This is a genomic window from Pseudidiomarina taiwanensis (assembly GCF_003987435.1).
In the GTDB taxonomy this organism is placed as follows: Bacteria; Pseudomonadota; Gammaproteobacteria; order Enterobacterales; family Alteromonadaceae; genus Pseudidiomarina; species Pseudidiomarina taiwanensis.
In genome coordinates, this window is record NZ_PIQG01000006.1 from 1 (window position 1) to 16,804 (window position 16,804).

At 47.8% G+C, this 16,804-nt stretch carries 25 protein-coding genes and 1 rRNA gene; 7 read left to right on the forward strand and 19 right to left on the reverse strand.

Translation table 11 applies throughout. The annotated features are described in order from the left end of the window. Nucleotides 1-111 (reverse strand): 16S ribosomal RNA (locus CWI83_RS10220); the annotation flags it as partial. 471 nt (nucleotides 112-582) lie between these two features. Here CWI83_RS10220 and CWI83_RS10225 point away from each other — a divergent pair. Further along, nucleotides 583-1,392, forward strand: a complete 810-nt coding sequence (locus CWI83_RS10225) for a hypothetical protein (RefSeq protein ID WP_126828691.1) — start codon at nucleotides 583-585, stop codon at nucleotides 1,390-1,392. Nucleotides 1,393-1,462: 70 nt separating this feature from the next. Here the strand turns inward: CWI83_RS10225 and rplQ are convergent, their stop codons facing one another. The 17 genes from rplQ to rplN all read right to left on the reverse strand — a co-directional run bounded on the left by rplQ (nucleotide 1,463) and on the right by rplN (nucleotide 9,980). Beyond that, entirely contained in the window at nucleotides 1,463-1,864 is a 402-nt protein-coding gene (gene rplQ, locus CWI83_RS10230) for a 50S ribosomal protein L17 (RefSeq protein WP_126828692.1), read from the reverse strand. A 38-nt stretch (nucleotides 1,865-1,902) separates the two neighbouring features. Beyond that, nucleotides 1,903-2,892 carry a DNA-directed RNA polymerase subunit alpha gene (locus tag CWI83_RS10235; RefSeq protein WP_126828694.1) on the reverse strand — a complete coding sequence of 330 codons (990 nt, stop codon included), beginning with the start codon at nucleotides 2,890-2,892 and terminating at the stop codon, nucleotides 1,903-1,905. 24 nt (nucleotides 2,893-2,916) lie between these two features. Further along, nucleotides 2,917-3,537: a 30S ribosomal protein S4 gene (gene rpsD, locus CWI83_RS10240; RefSeq protein WP_126828695.1), complete on the reverse strand. Its 621-nt coding sequence runs from the start codon at nucleotides 3,535-3,537 to the stop codon at nucleotides 2,917-2,919. A gap of 30 nt (nucleotides 3,538-3,567) precedes the next feature. Then, nucleotides 3,568-3,957, reverse strand: coding sequence for a 30S ribosomal protein S11 (rpsK, locus tag CWI83_RS10245; RefSeq protein ID WP_034734070.1), 390 nt, complete (start codon nucleotides 3,955-3,957; stop codon nucleotides 3,568-3,570). Nucleotides 3,958-3,968: 11 nt separating this feature from the next. Then, on the reverse strand, nucleotides 3,969-4,325 hold the full coding sequence (gene rpsM / locus CWI83_RS10250; RefSeq protein WP_126828697.1) for a 30S ribosomal protein S13: 357 nt from the start codon (nucleotides 4,323-4,325) through the stop codon (nucleotides 3,969-3,971). Nucleotides 4,326-4,458: 133 nt separating this feature from the next. Further along, nucleotides 4,459-4,572, reverse strand: coding sequence for a 50S ribosomal protein L36 (gene rpmJ / locus CWI83_RS10255; protein ID WP_055439830.1), 114 nt, complete (start codon nucleotides 4,570-4,572; stop codon nucleotides 4,459-4,461). A 25-nt stretch (nucleotides 4,573-4,597) separates the two neighbouring features. After that, nucleotides 4,598-5,926 (reverse strand): preprotein translocase subunit SecY, encoded by a 1,329-nt coding sequence (gene secY, locus CWI83_RS10260; RefSeq protein ID WP_126828699.1) that lies wholly within the window; start codon nucleotides 5,924-5,926, stop codon nucleotides 4,598-4,600. 5 nt (nucleotides 5,927-5,931) lie between these two features. Next, nucleotides 5,932-6,366, reverse strand: a complete 435-nt coding sequence (gene rplO, locus CWI83_RS10265) for a 50S ribosomal protein L15 (RefSeq protein ID WP_126828701.1) — start codon at nucleotides 6,364-6,366, stop codon at nucleotides 5,932-5,934. Nucleotides 6,367-6,369: 3 nt separating this feature from the next. Further along, nucleotides 6,370-6,552: a 50S ribosomal protein L30 gene (rpmD, locus tag CWI83_RS10270; protein ID WP_110076602.1), complete on the reverse strand. Its 183-nt coding sequence runs from the start codon at nucleotides 6,550-6,552 to the stop codon at nucleotides 6,370-6,372. 6 nt (nucleotides 6,553-6,558) lie between these two features. Beyond that, nucleotides 6,559-7,065 (reverse strand): 30S ribosomal protein S5, encoded by a 507-nt coding sequence (rpsE, locus tag CWI83_RS10275; RefSeq protein WP_126828703.1) that lies wholly within the window; start codon nucleotides 7,063-7,065, stop codon nucleotides 6,559-6,561. A gap of 9 nt (nucleotides 7,066-7,074) precedes the next feature. Beyond that, the gene (gene rplR, locus CWI83_RS10280) at nucleotides 7,075-7,428 is read right to left on the reverse strand and encodes a 50S ribosomal protein L18 (protein ID WP_126828704.1); all 354 of its coding nucleotides are present in this window, start codon (nucleotides 7,426-7,428) and stop codon (nucleotides 7,075-7,077) included. A gap of 9 nt (nucleotides 7,429-7,437) precedes the next feature. Beyond that, complete coding sequence (gene rplF / locus CWI83_RS10285) at nucleotides 7,438-7,971, reverse strand: 50S ribosomal protein L6 (RefSeq protein ID WP_126828706.1); 534 nt, start codon at nucleotides 7,969-7,971, stop codon at nucleotides 7,438-7,440. Between the two features lie 14 nt (nucleotides 7,972-7,985). Further along, the gene (rpsH, locus tag CWI83_RS10290; protein WP_126828708.1) at nucleotides 7,986-8,378 is read right to left on the reverse strand and encodes a 30S ribosomal protein S8; all 393 of its coding nucleotides are present in this window, start codon (nucleotides 8,376-8,378) and stop codon (nucleotides 7,986-7,988) included. 26 nt (nucleotides 8,379-8,404) lie between these two features. Next, complete coding sequence (gene rpsN, locus CWI83_RS10295; protein ID WP_092858678.1) at nucleotides 8,405-8,710, reverse strand: 30S ribosomal protein S14; 306 nt, start codon at nucleotides 8,708-8,710, stop codon at nucleotides 8,405-8,407. Between the two features lie 11 nt (nucleotides 8,711-8,721). Further along, nucleotides 8,722-9,261, reverse strand: coding sequence for a 50S ribosomal protein L5 (gene rplE / locus CWI83_RS10300; protein ID WP_126828710.1), 540 nt, complete (start codon nucleotides 9,259-9,261; stop codon nucleotides 8,722-8,724). A 23-nt stretch (nucleotides 9,262-9,284) separates the two neighbouring features. Continuing rightward, nucleotides 9,285-9,599, reverse strand: a complete 315-nt coding sequence (rplX, locus tag CWI83_RS10305) for a 50S ribosomal protein L24 (RefSeq protein ID WP_126828711.1) — start codon at nucleotides 9,597-9,599, stop codon at nucleotides 9,285-9,287. Between the two features lie 12 nt (nucleotides 9,600-9,611). Continuing rightward, nucleotides 9,612-9,980: a 50S ribosomal protein L14 gene (gene rplN / locus CWI83_RS10310; protein WP_126828713.1), complete on the reverse strand. Its 369-nt coding sequence runs from the start codon at nucleotides 9,978-9,980 to the stop codon at nucleotides 9,612-9,614. A 335-nt stretch (nucleotides 9,981-10,315) separates the two neighbouring features. Here rplN and CWI83_RS10315 point away from each other — a divergent pair, with 335 nt between their 5' ends. Genes CWI83_RS10315 through CWI83_RS10340 form a run of 6 tightly spaced genes read left to right on the forward strand, consistent with a single transcriptional unit; the run spans nucleotide 10,316 to nucleotide 16,097 of the window. Then, nucleotides 10,316-13,105, forward strand: coding sequence for a monovalent cation/H+ antiporter subunit A (locus CWI83_RS10315; RefSeq protein WP_126828715.1), 2,790 nt, complete (start codon nucleotides 10,316-10,318; stop codon nucleotides 13,103-13,105). Further along, nucleotides 13,105-13,452, forward strand: a complete 348-nt coding sequence (locus CWI83_RS10320; RefSeq protein WP_126828717.1) for a Na+/H+ antiporter subunit C — start codon at nucleotides 13,105-13,107, stop codon at nucleotides 13,450-13,452. Before CWI83_RS10315 ends, CWI83_RS10320 begins: the two co-directional genes overlap by 1 nt. After that, the gene (locus CWI83_RS10325; RefSeq protein WP_126828719.1) at nucleotides 13,449-14,972 is read left to right on the forward strand and encodes a monovalent cation/H+ antiporter subunit D; all 1,524 of its coding nucleotides are present in this window, start codon (nucleotides 13,449-13,451) and stop codon (nucleotides 14,970-14,972) included. The genes CWI83_RS10320 and CWI83_RS10325 overlap by 4 nt, the downstream gene beginning before the upstream one ends. Next, the gene (locus CWI83_RS10330) at nucleotides 14,965-15,453 is read left to right on the forward strand and encodes a Na+/H+ antiporter subunit E (RefSeq protein WP_126828721.1); all 489 of its coding nucleotides are present in this window, start codon (nucleotides 14,965-14,967) and stop codon (nucleotides 15,451-15,453) included. The genes CWI83_RS10325 and CWI83_RS10330 overlap by 8 nt, the downstream gene beginning before the upstream one ends. Next, nucleotides 15,447-15,716 (forward strand): K+/H+ antiporter subunit F, encoded by a 270-nt coding sequence (locus tag CWI83_RS10335; protein WP_126828723.1) that lies wholly within the window; start codon nucleotides 15,447-15,449, stop codon nucleotides 15,714-15,716. Before CWI83_RS10330 ends, CWI83_RS10335 begins: the two co-directional genes overlap by 7 nt. A 15-nt stretch (nucleotides 15,717-15,731) precedes the next feature. After that, a complete protein-coding gene (locus tag CWI83_RS10340) occupies nucleotides 15,732-16,097 on the forward strand; it encodes a Na+/H+ antiporter subunit G (RefSeq protein ID WP_126828725.1) in 366 nt (121 codons plus the stop codon). Between the two features lie 2 nt (nucleotides 16,098-16,099). Here the strand turns inward: CWI83_RS10340 and CWI83_RS10345 are convergent, their stop codons facing one another. Continuing rightward, nucleotides 16,100-16,789: a hypothetical protein gene (locus tag CWI83_RS10345; RefSeq protein ID WP_157980390.1), complete on the reverse strand. Its 690-nt coding sequence runs from the start codon at nucleotides 16,787-16,789 to the stop codon at nucleotides 16,100-16,102. Between the last annotated feature and the right edge of the window lie 15 nt (nucleotides 16,790-16,804).

Consider the following 16,804-nt stretch of genomic DNA (forward strand, 5'->3'; position numbering starts at 1 on the left):
CGTCCGCCGCTCGTCAGCAAAGAAGCAAGCTTCTTCCTGTTACCGCTCGACTTGCATGTGTTAGGCCTGCCGCCAGCGTTCAATCTGAGCCATGATCAAACTCTTCAATTTAAAGTGTTTAATCGACTCATTGAATCAATGACTTAATAAATCTAAATTTGTTAAGCACTTTTCCAATCAGTCAGGTGTATCCCCTTCATTAAAAGAAGGATACTTGTTGCATCCGAAGATGCTTTCTCTGCCTGAATCCGGTAAGTGCCCACACAGTTTGCTTGGCTTGATAAATTGTTAAAGAACGTTCGCTTCTTCTGAAGCGGGATGCGTATTTTACGTCATCCCCACTCTGCGTCAAGATCCTATTTGATCTTTTTTTGCAGTCGTTGCCGGCTTGCTACCTGACAACGGCCGCGAATTATAAACATCTGCTTTGCGCCTGCAAGATCTTTTTTCACTTCGCTGTACTGATCGGTTTATTTTTGCTCAATATGGAACAAATTGGTTAAACAATGGTCTGTTTATCTGGTAACGTAAATATTGCGTCATATCTATAAGAATAATAAAGACATATTAAAAGGTGCTTGGATGAAGAAATTACCATTGGCAATGCTGCTCGGCGTTAGCTTTGGACTGGTGCTACCAAACTCGACGGTTCATGCAACGTCCTTTTTCGATTCGAGCGAAGCCAATTACAGCGTCGAAACTTATCAACCAAGTTCTGACACCGTACGTTTAATGCAAACCTATAAACGTATGCTGCGTTATTACGAACAACGAAATTTCTCTCCGACTCGAAGTGTCCGCGTGTTGTTAAGTAACTACCCGGAACATGTTGAAGCCATCCTACTCGCTGCGCTTGACCGTTATCCAAAACAATATCGGCAAACTTTAAAAGCAGCGATCGATGCTGAGCCGGGTTTTACCAGAGATATTATTATTGTTGCCCTGAGCCAGAATATTGGCGATCCTGCTGAAATCGTTCGAATTGCAGTCGAGGCCGAGCCAAGCTACGCCGATGCAATTGTACAAACCGCTGGCGAGCGCTATCCAGACTCCATTGAAACCATCGTAAAAGTTGCGGTAACTGTTGAACCACAGATGGCAGATAGCATTATGCGTTCAGCCAGTGAGCAACAGCCCGGTAAACTCGAAGCGATCGTTACCGCGAGTCTTGAGGCCGTACCGGCGTTTGGTTCCTATCTTGCAAGTACATTGATCGATTTGATTGGCTTATCTGAAGAGGCGGATCTGGAAGCTCAGTATACGCCACGCGAACGCGCGATGCAGGTATTGCGGGGAGCTCATCGTGCGGGTGTCGATACCCAACAATTACAAGTTGTCGCTGATAACTATGGTATCAGTCACGACGAATTGGTTGATATCATCGAAAATTAGATAGCTCGCACATCCCATAAAAAAAGCCGGCATAAAAGCCGGCTTTTTATTGTTTCAGTTAACCAGAAACTTATTCTTCAACTGCCACTTCTTCAGCTGCAGCGACTTCAACTTCTGGACGGTCAACTAATTCGATGTAAGCCATAGGAGCATTATCGCCCGCACGGAAGCCACACTTCATGATACGAGTGTAACCACCAGCGCGCTCTTGATAACGCGGACCTAAAGTTTCGAATAATTTACCTACAACTTCTTTGTCACGAGTGCGAGCAAATGCCAAACGACGATTTGCAACGCTATCTTGCTTCGCTAATGTGATTAGCGGCTCGATAACACGACGCAGCTCTTTAGCTTTTGGTACAGTGGTTTTGATCACTTCGTGACGAACCAATGAACTAGCCATGTTGCTGAACATCGCTTTACGATGACTGCTGTTGCGGTTGAGTTGACGACCACTCTTACGATGGCGCATACCTATACCCTTCTCAGTAATTCTCTAAACAAGACAACTTAGTCGCGATCAACTAGGCTTGCTGGTGGCCAGTTCTCAAGGCGCATGCCAAGAGACAATCCACGTGATGCAAGCACGTCTTTGATCTCAGTCAACGATTTCTTACCAAGGTTTGGAGTCTTCAACAGCTCAACCTCGGTGCGTTGTACTAAGTCACCGATGTACTGAATAGCTTCTGCTTTCAAACAGTTCGCAGAACGCACAGTTAATTCTAAATCGTCTACCGGACGCAGAAGAATAGGATCGAATTCAGGCTTCTCTTCTTTTTCTTCTGGCTCACTGATATCACGAAGCTCAACGAACGCTTCAAGCTGTTCAGCAAGAATTGTTGCTGCACGACGGATCGCTTCTTCAGGATCCAAAGTGCCGTTGGTTTCCATATCGATAATCAGCTTGTCCAAGTCGGTACGTTGCTCAACACGTGCTGAATCAACAGTGTAAGCAATACGCTCAACCGGACTAAATGATGCGTCGACTAATAGACGACCGATCGGACGCTCTTCATCGTCAGCAGACTGACGTGCTGAAGCTGGAACATAACCACGACCACGCTCTACCCGAATCGACATTTCGATTTCGGTGTCCCCAGTAAGGGTACAAATGAGATGCTCTGGGTTGACGATTTGGATATCACCGTCATGGGTGATGTCGCCAGCCAAAACAGGGCCCGCTCCAGATTTCTTCAAGGTCAGAACCGCTTCATCTTTACCTTCCATGAGAACTGCTAAACCTTTCAAGTTCAACAGGATTTCGATGATATCTTCCTGAACACCCTCTTTACTGCTGTACTCGTGCTGCACTCCATTGATTTCAACTTCAGTCACTGCACAACCAGGCATAGACGAAAGTAAAATACGGCGTAGTGCATTACCCAGCGTGTGACCAAAGCCACGCTCAAGAGGCTCCAACGTCACCTTTGCGTGAGTCGGGCTAATTTGTTCAATGTCGACTAGCCTTGGTTTAAGGAATTCGGTAACAGAACCCTGCATTGTGTCCTCTCTTATACTTAAGCTTTACTTAGAGTAAAGCTCTACGATCAACTGTTCGTTAATTTCAGCAGACAAATCAGAACGCTCTGGAAGACGCTTGAACTGACCTTCCATTTTCGTATTGTCTACTTCCAACCATACTGGCTTCTCACGCTGATCTGCGAGTTCCAGTGCAGCTGCGATACGTGCTTGTTTTTTCGCCTTTTCGCGAACAGACACGACATCTTCTGGACGAACTTTGAACGACGGAATGTTTACCACTTGACCGTTAACAACAACAGCTTTGTGGCTAACCAACTGACGCGCTTCTGCACGAGTAGACGCAAAACCCATACGGTATACGACATTGTCTAAACGTTGCTCAAGCAATTGCAGCAGGTTCTCACCAGTATTGCCTTTAAGACGGGCAGCTTCTTTATAGTAGTTACGGAATTGACGCTCTAGTACGCCGTACATACGACGAACTTTTTGCTTTTCACGTAACTGCAAGCCGTAATCAGACAAGCGACCACGACGGGCGCCGTGCTGACCCGGTGCGCTCTCGAGTTTACATTTCGTATCGATTGCGCGTACGCCGCTTTTCAGGAACAAGTCTGTTCCTTCGCGACGACTTAGTTTGAGTTTTGGACCCAAATATCTAGCCATGTTCTTTCTCCAACTATCGTTTAGCGCCTATTAAACGCGACGTTTCTTAGGCGGACGACAACCGTTGTGAGGAATAGGAGTCACATCGGTAATATTAGTGATGCGATAACCTACAGCGTTCAATGCGCGAATCGAAGATTCACGACCTGGACCTGGGCCCTTAACGAACACTTCTAGGTTTTTCAAGCCGTATTCCTTTGCCATTTCACCAGCGCGCTCTGCTGCAACCTGAGCTGCGAACGGGGTTGATTTACGTGAACCACGGAAACCAGAACCACCAGCAGTCGCCCATGCCAAAGCATTACCTTGGCGATCGGTGATTGTCACAATGGTGTTATTGAAAGACGCATGGATGTGTGCCATGCCGTCAGCGACTTGCTTTTTAACGCGCTTACGAGTACGAGTTGGTTGTTTAGCCATGTCTCAACTCCTTACTTCTTAATAGGTTTACGCGGACCTTTACGAGTACGCGCATTAGTTTTAGTGCGCTGTCCACGTAGAGGCAAGCCACGACGATGACGAAGACCACGGAAACAACCGAGATCCATCAAGCGTTTGATATTCATAGAAACTTCGCGACGAAGGTCACCTTCAACAGCAAACTTAGCTACTGCTTCACGAAGAATATCCAGTTTTTCTTCTGACAAAGAGCCGATTTTTGTATCTTCTGCAATACCAGTCGCAGCAAGGATCTGCTTCGAACGGGTACGGCCGATACCGTAAATCGCAGTCAGGGCAATGACTGCATGCTTATTGTCAGGAACGTTAATGCCAGCGATACGGGCCACTAACACGTCTCCTATAGTTTATTAATGTGTGACCAATTGAAAAGCCCGTTAGGATACTCAACCGGTCGCCTTTTTGCAAACATATCAAAGCCGCAGCCAAAAGAAATTTTTGGCTGCGGACTTCTTCTTCGAATTAACCTTGCCGTTGCTTATGCTTTGGGTCACTGCAGATTACCCGCACAACACCGTTGCGCTTGATAACTTTGCAGTTACGGCAGATTTTCTTCACGGAAGCACGAACTTTCATTGCTACACTCCGTAATTATCCAACCTTAACGGCCGAAGCCTTTAAGGTTAGCCTTTTTCAGGACCGAATCATATTGATGAGACATCAAATGAGTTTGGACCTGTGCCATAAAGTCCATGATTACCACAACGATAATCAGAAGCGAGGTACCACCGAAGTAGAACTGCACATTCCAGACGATCATCATGAATTCAGGGACAAGACAAACTAAGGTAATGTAAAGCGCGCCTGCAAGTGTCAGACGAGTCATTACTTTATCAATGTATCGAGAGGTTTGCTCACCTGGACGAATACCAGGGATAAACGCACCCGACTTCTTCAAGTTATCTGCTGTCTCACGTGGGTTGAAAACCAACGCAGTATAGAAGAAACAGAAGAAGATAATCGCAGCTGCATACAGCATTACGTACAATGGCTGACCCGGTGACAATGTCAACGACAGTTCTTGTAAGAAGTTTGCTACCATGCCCTCGCCTTGGCCGAACCAAGTCGCGATAGTGCCTGGGAACAAAATAATGCTCGATGCAAAGATTGGTGGAATTACCCCAGCCATATTAACTTTCAATGGCAAGTGCGTGCTTTGTGCAGCAAAGACTTTACGACCTTGCTGACGCTTCGCGTAATTCACAACGATGCGGCGTTGACCGCGCTCAACGTAAACTACAAAAGCGGTTACCAAAGCAACGATAACACCAATTGCGAGTAACACTAATAAATGTAAATCACCCTGACGAGCCTGCTCTGCCGTCTGCCCAATGGCTGACGGTAAGCCCGCTACAATACCGGTGAAAATAAGAATAGAGATACCGTTTCCAATGCCGCGTTCAGTAATCTGTTCACCTAACCACATCAAAAACATGGTGCCGGTAACCAATGAAACAACCGCGGTGAAATAAAACGCAAAGCCTGGGTCAATGACCAAGCCTGGCATCATATTTGGCAAGCCAGTTGCAATACCGATCGACTGGAAAGTTGCGAGTATCAATGTACCCCAACGAGTGTACTGACTAATTTTGCGGCGACCAGCCTCACCTTCCTTCTTCAATTCAGCTAAGCGCGGATGAACAACCGACGCTAATTGCATGATAATTGAAGCTGAAATGTATGGCATGATCCCTAACGCAAAGATCGATGCACGCTCAAGAGCACCACCGCTGAACATGTTAAACATGGCAACGATGGTATCTTTTTGCTGCTCGAACAATTGAGCCAGTACAGCGGCATCTATACCAGGAATCGGCACAAAGGAGCCTGCACGGAACACGATCAACGCGCCGAGAACGAACAATAGTCGACGTCTCAGTTCCGAGGTGCCGCCTTGAGCTCTGTTAGATTCCAATCCTGGTTTAGCCATATGCTCTATCCTTCGATTTTTCCGCCTGCAGCTTCAATAGCTTCACGGGCGCCTTTGGTGACCTTGATGCCTTGAACAGTTACAGCACGCTCAATTTTACCTGACTTGATAACTTTAACAGTCAACACGTCATTGCGGATTAAGCCAGCTTCTTTTAATGAAGCCAACGTAACTGTATCACCAGCAACTTTAGCGATCTCTGCCAAGTTCACTTCAGCAGTCGTAAACGACTTGCGAGAAGTAAAACCGAACTTCGGCAAACGGCGCTGAATTGGCATTTGACCACCCTCGAAACCTGGCTTAATTGAACCACCAGAACGAGAAGTTTGACCTTTATGACCACGGCCACCGGTTTTACCGAGACCAGAGCCAATGCCGCGACCTACGCGCTTCTTGCTAGTTTTTGCACCAGGTGCAGGGGAGATAGTATTCAAATACATGTTTTAGTCCTCCACCTTTACCATGTAATAGACTTGGTTCACCATGCCGCGGACGGCTGGCGTATCTTCCAGCTCGACCGTGTGACCAATACGGCGCAGACCAAGACCACGAAGGGTAGCTTTATGCTTCGGTAAACGACCGATAGAGCTACGCGTCTGTGTTACTTTGATTGTCTTATTCGCCATTGTTCACTACCCCAAAATGTCTTCAACGCGCAATCCACGCTTCGCCGCTACTTGCTCCGGCGATTTCATGTTGGCCAGTGCCTTGATAGTGGCACGAACAACGTTGATTGGGTTGGTTGAACCATATGCTTTTGACAGCACGTTGTGTACACCGGCGACTTCAAGTACCGCACGCATCGCACCACCGGCGATGATACCTGTACCTTCAGAAGCTGGTTGCATAAATACCTGTGAGCCTGAATGACGGCCTTTAACAGGGTGCTGTAGGGTGTCGCCTTTAAGGTCGACAGTTACCATGTTGCGACGCGCTTTTTCCATTGCCTTTTGAATAGCAGCTGGAACTTCGCGAGCTTTACCGTAACCGAAACCCACTTTACCCTGACCATCGCCAACCACAGTGAGAGCGGTGAAGCTAAAGATACGACCACCTTTAACAACTTTCGCTACACGATTTACTGTGATCAACTTTTCTTGCAGGTCACTTTGTTGAGCTTCTACATTTGCATTTGCCATGTTCGTCTCCTAGAACTGAAGTCCAGCTTCACGAGCGGCGTCAGCTAATGCTGCAACACGACCGTGATAGCGGAAACCGCTGCGATCGAAAGCAACGTTTTTCACGCCTTTCTCGATTGCGCGTTCTGCGATGAGCTTACCTACAACTTTCGCAGCATCGATATTGCCAGTTGATTTAACTTGCTCACGAATAGCTTTCTCTGCTGTAGATGCAGCTGCTAGTACTTCAGAACTGTTCGGTGCAATAAGCTGTGCGTAAATATGCCGTGGTGTACGGTGAACGACCAGGCGGTTAGCACCCAACTCTTGCATTTTCTTACGAGCGCGGGTAGCGCGACGTAAGCGAGCTGATTTCTTGTCCATCGTCTTACCTTACTTTTTCTTGGCTTCTTTACGGCGCACTTGCTCATCTGCATAGCGAACACCCTTACCTTTATAAGGCTCAGGCTTACGATATGCGCGAATATTAGCGGCAACTTGGCCAACTAATTGCTTGTCCACACCTTTTACGACAACTTCAGTTTGCGTTGGAACTTCGATAGTGATTCCTTGCGGGATCTCGAATTCAACAGGGTGTGAAAAACCAAGCGTCAAATTGAGCTTGTTACCCGCTGTAGCAGCACGGTAACCAACACCAATTAATTGCAGCTTGCGCTCATACCCTTGAGCAACGCCAACCACCATATTTTGTAGTAATGCGCGCGCAGTACCTGCTTGAGCAGTTGCATTTGCAACGCCTTCGCGAGCTACGGTGCGAAGTTCGTTATCTTCTTTAACGATTTCGACTGCGTCATTTACTACATGGCTCAATGAGCCTTTGGCACCTTTGATTGTTACTTCCTGGCCATTAAGCGTAACTTCAACGCCAGCAGGAATGGCAATAGGTGCTTTAGCAACACGTGACATTTCCTAACTCCTCGTTACGCTACGTAGCCAATAACTTCACCGCCAAGACCCGCTTTGCGAGCGGCACGGTCTGTCATTAGGCCTTTCGAAGTAGAGACAACTGCGACCCCAAGACCACCCATTACTTTAGGCAGTTCGTTGCGTTTCTTATAGATACGCAGACCAGGGCGACTTACGCGCTCAATTGATTCAATAACAGGCTTACCTTCAAAGTATTTCAATGTAACTTCTAGTTCAGCTTTCACTTCACCAGAAACATTGAAATCTGCGATATAACCTTCTTCTTTTAGCACTTGGGCAATTGCCACTTTTTGCTTAGAAGACGGCATGCGCACGGCAACTTTGTTAGCAGCCTGAGCGTTGCGGATGCGAGTAAACATATCCGCAATTGGATCTTGCATGCTCATATTAGCTTTCTCCCGTGACTCGTGGCTTACCAGCTAGCTTTTTTCAAGCCAGGAATTTCACCGCGCATCGCTTTCTCACGCACTTTGATTCGGCTCATGCCGAACTTACGTAAGAAACCGTGTGGGCGGCCCGTTACGCGGCAGCGGTTACGCTGACGGCTTGGGCTCGAATCACGAGGAAGGCTTTGCAATTTCAGCACGGCTTCCCAACGCTCTTCGTCCGAAGTATTCGGATCGCTGATCACATTTTTAAGTGCGATGCGTTTTTCTGCGTATTTTGCTGCAAGCTTTTGACGCTTCAGCTCACGCATTTTCATTGACTCTTTTGCCATAACTCTACACCTTACTTCTTGAACGGGAAGTTGAAGGCAGCGAGCAAAGCGCGAGCTTCGTCATCAGTGCCTGCAGTAGTAGTGATAGTGATATCCAGACCACGTACCTTGTCGACTTTGTCATAGTCGATTTCAGGGAAGATAATCTGCTCACGTACACCCATACTGTAATTTCCACGTCCGTCGAAAGATTTCGGATTCAAACCACGGAAGTCGCGAACACGTGGAATTGCAATCGAGATTAAACGTTGCAAAAAGTCCCACATGCGCTCGCCACGCAGAGTCACCTTACAGCCAATCGGGTAGCCTTCACGGATCTTGAAGCCAGCGACAGATTTACGAGCAACAGTGCGAACAGGACGCTGACCAGAGATCGCTTCCAAGTCTGCAACTGCGTTGTCGAGAACCTTTTTGTCTGCCAGAGCTTCACCAACACCCATGTTAAGGGTGATTTTTTCAATCCGAGGGACTTGCATGACGCTCTTGTAGCCGAACTGTTTCGTCAGCTCAGGAACTACTGATTCTTTGTAAAAATCATGCAGTTTCGCCATCGTAAAACTCCAAAGTTAAAAAATTAGATGATTGCGTTGTTCGATTTGAAGACACGAACTTTCTTGCCATCTTCAAAACGGAAACCAACACGATCTGCTTTACCAGTCTCTGGGTTATAAACCGCAACGTTAGAAACGTCGATTGAAGCTTCTTGCTCAATCACACCGCCAGCAACGCCAAGAGCCGGATTTGGCTTCTGGTGCTTCTTAACGATGTTCACGCCTTCAACGAATACGCGATTCTTAGCGGTGTCGACTTTCAGCACTTTACCGCGCTTACCTTTGTCTTTACCTGCCAGGACTACTACTTCGTCATCACGTTTAATTTTTGCCGCCATCACTGACTCTCCTTATAGTACTTCTGGTGCCAGTGAGATGATTTTCATGAACTGCTCAGAGCGAAGTTCACGAGTCACTGGGCCAAAGATACGAGTGCCAATTGGCTGTTGGTTGTTATTCAACAATACAGCCGCGTTGCGATCAAAACGGATGACTGACCCGTCTTGACGACGGACGCCTTTTCTGGTGCGAACGACCACCGCATTCACAACATCACCTTTCTTCACCTTTCCGCGAGGAATCGCTTCTTTAACAGAAACTTTGATGATATCGCCAATGTTTGCGTAACGGCGGTGCGAGCCACCCAGAACCTTAATACATTGTACGCTACGAGCGCCCGAGTTATCGGCGACCTCGAGTGTAGTTTGCATTTGGATCATTGCAGTGCTCCGCTTAATAATTAAAACAGACCCTCTCGGGTCGATGTTGTCTTTAACAAAACACAATTAAAGACTTCCCCTTATAAAAAGGGCGGCGAATTGTAACAGATAAAATTTAGAGATGGTAGAGCGATGTGGGATTTTCTAAAGATAAGTGCGCAATTAATTTCAACGCCCCAAAATTATAGCAAAGCCATAGCCCTAACGCGATAGCTAGCGCTACTTATTTATGAGTTTAAAGCCCTTGTAATTTCGATAGTTTACGCCGCGATCTGTTGGCAAGCATGGAGGGCAGTGGTAAATTCAAGAGCAACTAAGTTGAAGTAAGGGATCACATGATACTTGCCGCTCTGGTTTTTGTGCCGTTTATCGGTGCCATGTTACCGATGCTATTAAGAAACCAGTCTCGCGTTGTCATCACAGCCGGAACTGCCGCAGTCACGCTGATAAGCCTTGGTTCGCTACTATGGCTCGCGCCACTCACACTTGCTGGTGAGGTGCCGAGTAGCCTGCAAACCTGGCTACCCGATCTCGGCCTAAATCTCGCGCTTCGACTCGATGGCCTATCCCTGTTATTTGCATCCTTGATCCTCGGTATCGGCCTGTTAATTGTTATTTACGCGCACTTTTATCTATCCGAACGTGATGATGTTGGTCGTTTCTTTACCTTTTTGCTGCTGTTCATGGGCTCGATGCTCGGCATCGTCACCGCTGATAATTTGATTTTACTGTGGCTCTTTTGGGAGCTGACCAGTGTTTCGTCATTCTTATTGATTGGTTATTGGTTTCATCGCAGTGAAGCCCGGCGCGGCGCTCGGATGGCGCTGGCCATAACGGGGGCTGGTGGCTTAGCGCTCCTCGCGGGGATATTACTTATTGGGCATATCGCCGGCAGTTATCAATTGGATGCGATTTTCGCAGCTGCGGACATTATTCGAACGCATGACCTTTATATCCCAGCGATAATTTTGATTTTGCTTGGTGCTTTCTCTAAGTCTGCTCAATTCCCCTTCCAGTTCTGGCTCCCACACGCGATGGCGGCACCGACCCCAGTGAGTGCGTATTTGCACTCTGCGACAATGGTAAAAGCTGGAATCTTCCTAGTAGCGCGACTGACCCCTGCCCTTGGCGGAACGCCTGAGTGGCTAACGATCATCACCCTTACTGGGTTAACCACACTTTTATTTGGCGCTTACTTTGCCCTGCTAAAAACAGATCTAAAAGGCTTGTTAGCCTTTTCAACGATTAGTCATCTTGGCTTAATCATGATGTTACTGGGGCTTGGCACATACGGGGCCATGCTTGCGGCACTCTTCCATATCGTGAACCATGCCACTTTTAAAGCAGGACTGTTTATGGTCGCGGGCATCGTTGACCATGAAACCGGTACGCGTGACATCCGTAAGCTCGGTGGTCTGCGCCGTGCAATGCCAATGACCGCTACCCTTGCAATCATTGCTGCGGCAGCTATGGCCGGTGTCCCCCTATTAAACGGCTTCCTGTCCAAAGAAATGTTTCTCGCAGAAGCCTATCAACAGCAACTATTTGGTGGTCTCAGTTGGTTTGTCCCCGTATTGGCAACCCTCGGGGCGATGCTCTCTGTCGCTTACTCGGTACGCTTTGTAGCAGACGTATTCTATGGCGAAGCAGCCAGTGATTTACCCAAAAGCCCCCATGAAGCACCATTTTTTATGCGGCTACCGGTACTGATTTTAGCCACTCTTTGTATTCTAGTTGGGCTTGCGCCGATGCTGCTGGTGGCTGATTTACTCGAGCCTGCGATGGCGGCCGCGACCTCAGCCGCAGGTACAGTTAAAATTTCGATCTGGCATGGTTTTAATATGCCATTGCTGATGAGTGTGCTGGCTCTGTTAGGTGGGATTATCATTTACCTAAAACGTGCAGACTTGTTCACCTTTAATCGAAAATTTGAACCCAAGGATGCAAAAGAGACCTTTGCGCGCGTGTTGAAATCACTTACTAGCCGCGCAGATGCCGCACTACAGAACATCGAGACGGGTTCGCTGCAACGTTATATCGCCGCAGTCTTGGTCCTGGTGTTAGTCTTTGTTACCCCGGAATTAGTTGAATTACAGAGCTTGCGCGGCGATAAGAGTCAGCTGCCAATCGATGCCATCAGCCTGATCGGTGCCATCATCTTGATGCTTGCTGCTTTTGGGACAGCGATGTTACATCGGCAACGGTTGACCTCGTTACTGATGCTATCTGTCGTGGGCCTGATGGTATCACTCGCGTTTATCCACTTTTCCGCGCCTGATCTTGCCATGACGCAACTCGTGGTTGAGGTCGTCTCCATCTTGCTGATGATTTTGGCGTTATTCTTTATGCCGCAAAAAATTCCGCGGGCATCAAGTGGACGTCGCGTTGCCCGCGATGTGCTGCTTGCAGGTTTTGTTGGCGGCATTGTTGCTACGCTTAATTACGCACTGCTTACCCGAGATTTTGCGAGCATCTCAGCATTTTTCCTAGAGAACTCGGTTCCAGGCGGGGGTGGTACCAATGTTGTTAACGTTATCCTCGTCGATTTCCGTGGCTTTGATACCTTGGGTGAAATTACTGTTCTGGCAATTGCTGCAGCGGGTATTCATAAGCTACTCAACAACTTACGTCCGTTCATGCCATCGAGTGATGTTGACGGACGGCCATGGCATCGGGTTAAACACCCACTCATGGTACAAACCGTCTCACAAGCATTATTGCCGTTGGCACTTATGGTCTCGGTTTATATTTTCTTGCGTGGTCACAATCTGCCTGGAGGTGGTTTTATCGCGGGGCTCATTACCGCAGCCGCAATGATTCTTCAATACATGGCGAACGGTGTCGACTGGGTCAAACACAGATTTAACTACAACTATCAAACTCTGACCTCCATCGGTGTCATGATCGCATTGTTCACAGGTCTCGGTAGTTGGGTGTTTGAACACAATTTCTTGACTAGCTGGTTTACTTATCTGAATTGGCCACTTGTCGGAAAATTTGAGGTAGCGACTGCGATTCTGTTCGATTTAGGTGTTTATCTCACCGTAATCGGCGCGACGCTCATGATTCTTGCGAACTTTGGTCAGATGACCACACGGCACCGGCCACGGCAGGAGGGACACTAATGGAACTGCTCTATTCAATTACGGTTGGCACGCTTACTGCGTGTAGCGTCTTCCTCATTTTACGAGGTCGTTCATTCCCAATTGTGATCGGCATTACTATGCTTTCGTACGCAGTGAATTTATTCCTATTTTCGACTGGGCGTTTGGTGATCAACGAACTGCCGTTAATTGGTCAAAGTCAGACACCAACCGATCCGCTCCCGCAGGCCTTGGTGCTTACCGCTATCGTTATCGGCTTTGCCATGACCGCATACAGTATTATTTTAGCGGTGCGGGTGCGCGGAGAAATTGGCTCAGATGAGGTAAATGACCCGAATTATAGCGCCAGCGAGGGACAGCGCTCATGATCAGTCAGCACCTAACGATATTCCCGATACTTATCCCGATGTTGGCAGCGCTTATTCAGCTGTTACCGCTGGGCGATCACCCGCAACGAATCCGCCGAGCGATAGGTCTGACTTCGTGCACACTGCTCATTCTGGTATCTGTGTATTTGCTTGTAGAGACCAGCAGCGGCGCTGTGACAAGCTACGCTCTGGGCAGTTGGCAAGCGCCATTTGGTATCGTGCTCGTGCTTGATCGCCTGAGTGCGCTGATGATTTTGCTGACCTCGGTGCTGGCATTACCGGTATTGATCTTTGCTTGTTTCGGTGAGGATAACCTTGGCTCTCACTTCCAGGCCCTGTATCAATTCCAGTTGATGGGAATTATTGGCGCTTTTTTGACCGGCGACTTGTTCAACCTATTCGTATTCTTCGAAGTACTGCTGATTTCGAGTTACGCACTTTTAATGCATGGCGGCGGTAAACTCAAATTGCGAGCGACCCTCCATTATGTCCTGCTTAACCTTACTGGTTCAGCCATTTTCTTGATCAGCCTTGGGGTACTCTATGGTATTACCGGAACCCTCAACATGGCTGATATGGCGAACAAAGTCGCGGCTCTCACTGGCGATGAAGCATTGATTGCTCGGGCCGGCGGTCTATTACTTCTTATCGTATTTGGTCTCAAAGCGGCACTGCTCCCGCTCTACTTCTGGTTGCCACAAGCCTACGCAATGACCACAGGTACGGTTGCGGCGCTGTTTGCAATTATGACCAAAGTTGGTGTGTATGCCATTATCCGAGTCTTTACCTTAATCTTTGGCGACCATGCCGGCGAAGCCGCAATGCTAGGCTATGATTGGCTCTGGTGGCTTGGGCTAGGTACGCTCGCGATTGGTGGCATTGGCGTGCTGGGTAGTCGTGACTTGCGCCTCATTATCTCTTACCTAGTGGTGATTTCAGTGGGCACCCTGCTCACCACGTTTAGCATGGCAAATGCCCAAGCAATTGCTGCGGTTATTTATTACACGCTGCACTCGACTCTTATTACTGGGGCGCTATTCTTGCTCGCTGATGTTATTGCCGAGCAGCGGGGTAAAACTGCTTCACGGGTTGTTAAAGGGCGCAAAATGGCACAGCACGCGACTCTTGGAGTACTCTTCTTTGTCGCCGCTATCGCCATTATTGGCTTACCTCCTTTATCTGGTTTTGTCGGTAAGTTATTTATTCTGGAAGCGGCTCGAACCGGAGCTCAGGTCGCATTACTGTGGCCACTCGTATTATTTAGCACCTTTTTAATTATGATCGCTTTAACTCGCGCGGGTAGCCGCATGTTCTGGCACACTTTCGATGGGAAGCCAAACGATGTATCTCACCCAGGTCTCCAGCTAGCGAGTATCGGAGTGCTTATTGGCGCGAGTTTAGCCCTCACCATATTCGCCGAGCCCGTTGCGCAGTTTAGTAAAGATATTGCAGCACAACTGCTGCAACCAACGGACTATATTTCGACGGTGCTAGAGCACGAAAGGGGGAATCATGAGTAAAATCCTACCTGCGCCGTGGCTGTCATTATTTTTGCTGGTATTCTGGTTGCTGTTACAGAATTCGGTGAGTTTCGGCTTAATTATTCTTGGGGCGGTTTTTGCGGTTTTGATTCCGCTTTACACGCACCGTGCGCGAGATTTTAGCATCCGGGTTCGTAAACCTCTGATTCTAGTTCAGTATGCCGTTTTATTGTTGATCGATATTATTATTTCGAACTTCAATATCGCTGCTGTCATCTTAACCCCGCGCCGCAAGATTAAGCCCGCGCTATTTGAGTATCCACTGGATATAACCGGAGAGGTTCCGATCACTATGCTTGCTAGCACGATCAGCCTCACGCCGGGCACAATTTCTGCGGAACTTGGTCGGGATGGCCGTTCGCTTCTGATCCACGCGCTTAATGTGCATGATGTCGAAGCCGTTAAACGCCAAATTAAAGAGCGTTATGAACGACGTTTGCAGGAGATCTTCCAATGTTAGAGTTCGCCGTTCAATTTGCGTTTGGGGCATTTGGGTTAGCCCTACTTTTCAATGTCTGGCGCCTGATTATTGGCCCCGAGACAGCTGATCGGATTCTTGCCCTCGATACCATCTATATTAACTCGTTGGCGTTGTTGCTATTACTTGGACTATGGCACGACACAACCAGTTATTTTGAGGCCGCATTGCTAATCGCCATGCTCGGTTTTATCGGCACCGTGGCCGCTGCAAAATTTTTGTTGCGCGGCGATATCATCGAGTAACGGAGGTATTCTTAAATGCTACAATCACTTCCCACATGGGCTGACTACCTAGCTTCTGCACTGGTTATTATGGGAGCGCTTTTTGCCCTTATTGGATCCTTTGGTTTGCTTCGCTTACCCGATTTCATGACTCGGTTGCATGCCCCAACCAAGAATACAACCTTGGGCGTTGGCGGGATTATCTTAGGCTCAACACTTTACTTCTCAGTTTCAAGTGGATTAAGTCTGCATGAATTACTGATCGCCATTTTTCTTTTTTTAACCGCGCCTATCAGTGCTCATCTGCTTGCTAAAGCGGGTCTTCATCTTGAGTATAAGATGATTAAGGAAACTCAGGACTTACGCAAAAAGCCTGAACAATATAGTGACAAAGACGACTAAAACTAACTCGCGGCAGCCCCACATTTACTCGCCATACAGTTTGATAGCAGCAAGTAGAGGTGTTGCGCTTGGTCAATTAAATTACGCAAGGTCGTCTGCTCTATGGTAATCGTCTCAAGCTCAAGCTCTGCGATGAGCGCACTGGTACTCTCTAATCTAGCTGAGCTATTCAACCCACTTTTTAAGTGCTCGATCTGCACGAGCTCGGCGGTAAGCGCTCCTACCTGCACTAATTTATGCTCAGTTAAACTCAAAGCTGTTTGGCTGGGGGTCGGCAGTAAGCCACTTCTCGCAATATAATGATCGGTAAACTCGGTAGTGAGTTGTGGAGAAATAACAATTTCGACATGTCCATCGTGAAAGTGCTTCACGAATTTACCCCACAGCTGCTTAAACCAAGGGCTTAGTTCCTTTGCAACTTGCTCAATTTGAAGCTGAAAAAATGGTCCCGAAATACTGCCAGTAAGATTCGCATCCGGCTGGGTTTGAATTCCCAGATGATTTCTCAGTTCAAGTAAGTCAGTCGGCCACACTCCATACTTTTTTCGGTAAATATGGAGCGCGTGCTGCCAAAATCCAATTGTCGCAGCATATTGATTCATCTGCAGTAGGCGTTGCTGTTGCACTTGCTCAGTTGCAGCGAACTGGATTGCGGTGATAGTAAAAAGTAAAAATACTACCGCGATTGGCAACACAAAGCCCCTAGT

Excerpts from the sequence above, each read along its gene's own strand:
- CWI83_RS10225 (WP_126828691.1), top strand. The coding sequence starts at position 583 with ATGAAGAAATTACCATTGGCAATGCTGCTCGGCGTTAGCTTTGGACTG.
- rplQ (WP_126828692.1), bottom strand. The coding sequence starts at position 1,864 with ATGCGCCATCGTAAGAGTGGTCGTCAACTCAACCGCAACAGCAGTCAT.
- CWI83_RS10235 (WP_126828694.1), bottom strand. The coding sequence starts at position 2,892 with ATGCAGGGTTCTGTTACCGAATTCCTTAAACCAAGGCTAGTCGACATT.
- rpsD (WP_126828695.1), bottom strand. The coding sequence starts at position 3,537 with ATGGCTAGATATTTGGGTCCAAAACTCAAACTAAGTCGTCGCGAAGGA.
- rpsK (WP_034734070.1), bottom strand. The coding sequence starts at position 3,957 with ATGGCTAAACAACCAACTCGTACTCGTAAGCGCGTTAAAAAGCAAGTC.
- rpmJ (WP_055439830.1), bottom strand. The coding sequence starts at position 4,572 with ATGAAAGTTCGTGCTTCCGTGAAGAAAATCTGCCGTAACTGCAAAGTT.
- secY (WP_126828699.1), bottom strand. The coding sequence starts at position 5,926 with ATGGCTAAACCAGGATTGGAATCTAACAGAGCTCAAGGCGGCACCTCG.
- rplO (WP_126828701.1), bottom strand. The coding sequence starts at position 6,366 with ATGTATTTGAATACTATCTCCCCTGCACCTGGTGCAAAAACTAGCAAG.
- rpmD (WP_110076602.1), bottom strand. The coding sequence starts at position 6,552 with ATGGCGAATAAGACAATCAAAGTAACACAGACGCGTAGCTCTATCGGT.
- rpsE (WP_126828703.1), bottom strand. The coding sequence starts at position 7,065 with ATGGCAAATGCAAATGTAGAAGCTCAACAAAGTGACCTGCAAGAAAAG.
- rplR (WP_126828704.1), bottom strand. The coding sequence starts at position 7,428 with ATGGACAAGAAATCAGCTCGCTTACGTCGCGCTACCCGCGCTCGTAAG.
- rplF (WP_126828706.1), bottom strand. The coding sequence starts at position 7,971 with ATGTCACGTGTTGCTAAAGCACCTATTGCCATTCCTGCTGGCGTTGAA.
- rpsH (WP_126828708.1), bottom strand. The coding sequence starts at position 8,378 with ATGAGCATGCAAGATCCAATTGCGGATATGTTTACTCGCATCCGCAAC.
- rpsN (WP_092858678.1), bottom strand. The coding sequence starts at position 8,710 with ATGGCAAAAGAGTCAATGAAAATGCGTGAGCTGAAGCGTCAAAAGCTT.
- rplE (WP_126828710.1), bottom strand. The coding sequence starts at position 9,261 with ATGGCGAAACTGCATGATTTTTACAAAGAATCAGTAGTTCCTGAGCTG.
- rplX (WP_126828711.1), bottom strand. The coding sequence starts at position 9,599 with ATGGCGGCAAAAATTAAACGTGATGACGAAGTAGTAGTCCTGGCAGGT.
- rplN (WP_126828713.1), bottom strand. The coding sequence starts at position 9,980 with ATGATCCAAATGCAAACTACACTCGAGGTCGCCGATAACTCGGGCGCT.
- CWI83_RS10315 (WP_126828715.1), top strand. The coding sequence starts at position 10,316 with ATGATACTTGCCGCTCTGGTTTTTGTGCCGTTTATCGGTGCCATGTTA.
- CWI83_RS10320 (WP_126828717.1), top strand. The coding sequence starts at position 13,105 with ATGGAACTGCTCTATTCAATTACGGTTGGCACGCTTACTGCGTGTAGC.
- CWI83_RS10325 (WP_126828719.1), top strand. The coding sequence starts at position 13,449 with ATGATCAGTCAGCACCTAACGATATTCCCGATACTTATCCCGATGTTG.
- CWI83_RS10330 (WP_126828721.1), top strand. The coding sequence starts at position 14,965 with ATGAGTAAAATCCTACCTGCGCCGTGGCTGTCATTATTTTTGCTGGTA.
- CWI83_RS10335 (WP_126828723.1), top strand. The coding sequence starts at position 15,447 with ATGTTAGAGTTCGCCGTTCAATTTGCGTTTGGGGCATTTGGGTTAGCC.
- CWI83_RS10340 (WP_126828725.1), top strand. The coding sequence starts at position 15,732 with ATGCTACAATCACTTCCCACATGGGCTGACTACCTAGCTTCTGCACTG.